Annotated in this window: 3 protein-coding genes; 2 read left to right on the forward strand and 1 reads right to left on the reverse strand. The window is 42.4% G+C overall.

Annotation, left to right across the window (positions count from 1 at the left end; translation table 11 throughout):
* Both B4F08_RS04175 and B4F08_RS04180 read left to right on the forward strand, forming a co-directional pair.
* Positions 1 to 1,974, forward strand: a 1,974-nt coding sequence (locus tag B4F08_RS04175) for an ATP-binding protein (RefSeq protein WP_291373363.1), incomplete at its 5' end; no start/stop codon positions are given.
* Between the two features lie 27 nt (positions 1,975 to 2,001).
* The gene (locus B4F08_RS04180; RefSeq protein ID WP_004692355.1) at positions 2,002 to 2,715 is read left to right on the forward strand and encodes a response regulator; all 714 of its coding nucleotides are present in this window, start codon (positions 2,002 to 2,004) and stop codon (positions 2,713 to 2,715) included.
* Between the two features lie 50 nt (positions 2,716 to 2,765).
* Here B4F08_RS04180 and B4F08_RS04185 read toward each other — a convergent pair whose 3' ends face one another.
* Positions 2,766 to 3,236 carry a transposase family protein gene (locus B4F08_RS04185; RefSeq protein WP_279746633.1) on the reverse strand — a complete coding sequence of 157 codons (471 nt, stop codon included), beginning with the start codon at positions 3,234 to 3,236 and terminating at the stop codon, positions 2,766 to 2,768.
* Positions 3,237 to 3,336 lie beyond the last annotated feature (100 nt).

Here is a 3,336-nt window from a genome sequence, read left to right on the forward strand (position 1 = left end):
GCCAATTATGTTGATAATGATGTACGCGAAAATTTCGCCATTCAAGGGCTTGCTCAAATTCCCTTAAAAAATCATGTCTTAATTATGATTGATGGCAAAGGGCATTCTGAAGCTTTAGTTCGGACTGGATGCCGTATTGCCGAGCATCGTGCGGCAAACTGGACAGTTGTTGCTTTTTCTCATGATACGCAAATCATGAATAAACAGGAAAACTCGCAAAGCCGTGAAATTGAACGGGCTTTAAACTTAACGCGTCAAATGGGCGGAATGACTGAAGTCCTTCACGGCCAGCAACATGCTAAAACTTTATTTGATTATGTGATGGACCGCGGCATTTCAACCTTGGTTTTAGCACAAGCGGCTCCGCAAAAGTTTTCGCTGAATTTAAGGCTCAATTTGATTGATCAGTTGTTGCAATACCGGCCCAGTTTTGAACTCAGTATTGTGCCGATTATTGCAGAGAATAAGCATCTGTCCTTTTTCACTCAAAGGGCATTCTTGTCGCTGAGAGAAATACAGTACGTACTAGCCACCACGGTCATCAGCATTGTGATTGCAAGCTTAGGGGAAAAGTATTTAGGGATTGAAGATCTTTCGGTGATTTTTATCACCGCTGTGGTTTTTGTGGCATCAAAAACACGGATGCTGGCTGCAGCTTTTTCAGCCATCCTATTCTTTCTAGCTTATAATTTTTTCTTTATTTCCCCGCAATTTACATTTCAGATTTCTGCACATCAGGGGATTGTCACCGTGGTTGCATTTTTGGGCGCGGCTTTAATTTCGAGCCGATTAGCGTCACGTTTGAAAGAACAGGTGACTGCACTCAAAACGGCGAACAGTTATAACAGCATTATGCAGGATTTAGGGCAGAAGCTGTCCACAGCATTAGATTTGGCACAAATCAAGGAGATTGCTGAACATAGCCTGAGTAAAAATCTCAATGCAGATGTCTGGCTGTATTTCCCAGATACTGCAGCAACTCAAGCATCATCCACTATCATGAGTAATAAAGAAAAAATTTCAGCCGATTGGACATTCAAAAACCATCAACCGTCCGGTCGCTTTACCCAAACCTTGACGGAAAATGAGTGGTGGTTTTTGCCCTTATTGGCTTCCAAGCAATGCTTAGGCGTGGTGGGGTTGAAACTTAAAGATGTGCAAGCAGTAATCAATACGGAGCAAAAACAGCTCGCTGAACTCATGGTAGAGTATCTTGCGCAGGCGATTTTCCGCACCCAGCTGACCAAGGCTTTGGAAATAGCCAATGTGAATTCTGAAACGGAAAAATTGCGCTCGGCATTATTATCATCCGTATCGCACGATTTACGCTCGCCTTTGGCGTCGATGATTGGAGCAGCGGATACTTTGAGCACTTACCGCCATTCCATGAATGAAAATGATCAGGACAGCTTGCTGGAAGCGATTCATTTAGAGGGGGAACGTTTAGACCGCTATATTCAAAACCTACTGGATATGACCCGTTTAGGCCATGAAGGCTTAAGCTTGAAGCGGGACTGGATTGGAGTTGATGAACTGATCGGTTCAGCAGTGCGCCGTTTAAACCGTTATATGCCAGATGCATTGGTTGAAGTGCATGCGCCTCAAGAATCTTTGAGTTTATTTGTACATGCCGCCTTGATTGAACAGGCCATTTTTAATGTGCTGGAAAATGCCGCAAAATTTTCACCAGAGAATAAAGCTGTGATGATTGAGGTGCAGCAGGTGAATGAAAATGAGATCGAAATTGCCATAACTGATAAGGGGCAGGGTATCCCGGAAGGTGAGCGGGAACGCATTTTTGACATGTTTTATACCATGCAGCGCGGTGACCGCGGGCAATATGGTACAGGCTTGGGCTTGACGATTGTGAAAGCGATTGTGGGTGCGCATATGGGGAAAATCATGGCATCATCAGGCAAGAACAATCAAGGAACATGTATCCGCATACAGCTTCCTATTCAGCAAATTACTTAAAGCATCTAGCAGCTTTTAGGTGGGAAAATGCCAGAACAGAATGAATCAGCCAGCTCCATGACCAATGTCTTGATTATTGATGATGAAAATCAGATTCGAAAATTCTTGGATATAGCACTCAGAGCGCAAGGCTATAAAACCCTTTTGGCTGAAAATGGCCAAAAGGGTTTGGAACTCCTAGCTTTGCAAGGCGCAGATTTAGTGATCCTCGATTTGGGTTTGCCAGATTTGGATGGTTATGAGGTTTTGTCTGAGCTTCGCACATGGTCGCACGTTCCAGTGATAGTGCTGTCTGTGCGGGCAAATGAAGAAGAAAAAGTGAAGCTTCTGGATGCTGGCGCAAATGATTATGTCACCAAGCCGTTTAGTGTTCAGGAGCTGGTGGCGCGCATTCGTGTACTGCTTAGGCAGCACCAGCATAGTACTGTTGATACTGTAATTTTTGATGATGGCGTATTAAAAATCGATTTTTCCAAACGGCAGGTTTTTTTAAATCAACAATTGCTCTCCTTAACACGCAAAGAATATCAGCTGCTGAATTTATTGGCGAAAAATAAAGGCCAATTGATTACTCAGCCGCAAATATTGAAAGAGCTGTGGGGGCCAACGCACCAAGAAGATACGCATTATTTACGGATTCTGGTGGCTAAATTAAGAGTGAAGTTAAATGATAATGCTGTGCAGCCTAAATATATTATTACTGAACCGGGAGTGGGTTTGCGATTTTTGAAGATTTATTAATATTAAATATGCCATTTATTTTACATGAGTAATTAGACCTCTTTCATAAATCATTTTTTGCTCAGTTCCAAGTTGTAGATTCCAGCGATTAAATTGAATCTCAAACCAAGCCTTTTACCTCTATTTCGATAACGCTCAGCAAGGATTTTGAAGGTTTTCAGGCTGCCAAATACATGCTCAATTCCGATTCTTCTTTTATTGATTTCTTGATTATAGATTTTCAATTCAGGATCCAATTTACAGTGTCTTTTGGCTTTTAATGGCAACAGGCTATTCGGATACAACACATAAATCCCCTGATAGCCTTTATCTGCAAGGATAAAAGCCCCAAAAGGAATCTGGTTTAAATTGCGTTTGAACAACTCGAAATCATGCACTGCACCGCCACTGGTACATAAACTCAGAATTTTCTGAGTTTTGTAGTGAATCATGGCCTGTACTTTAAAGGTATGGGTCTTTTTCTTGCCGCTATAGCTTTTCTTCTGTTTTTTTAGGCCTTTGGATTGGAATTTCCGTGGCATCCACGATCACAACATTCCAGTCGATGCCTTCGCCCTCGGGTAAATCTTTGGGTAAATTAAACAGATTGGACCGAATCAGGCAGTCTTCAACATGACGGAC

The sequence above is a fragment of the Acinetobacter sp. UBA6720 genome, from assembly GCF_002454215.1.
GTDB lineage: Bacteria > Pseudomonadota > Gammaproteobacteria > Pseudomonadales > Moraxellaceae > Acinetobacter.

Excerpts from the sequence above, each read along its gene's own strand:
- B4F08_RS04180 (WP_004692355.1), top strand. The coding sequence starts at position 2,002 with ATGCCAGAACAGAATGAATCAGCCAGCTCCATGACCAATGTCTTGATT.
- B4F08_RS04185 (WP_279746633.1), bottom strand. The coding sequence starts at position 3,236 with ATGCCACGGAAATTCCAATCCAAAGGCCTAAAAAAACAGAAGAAAAGC.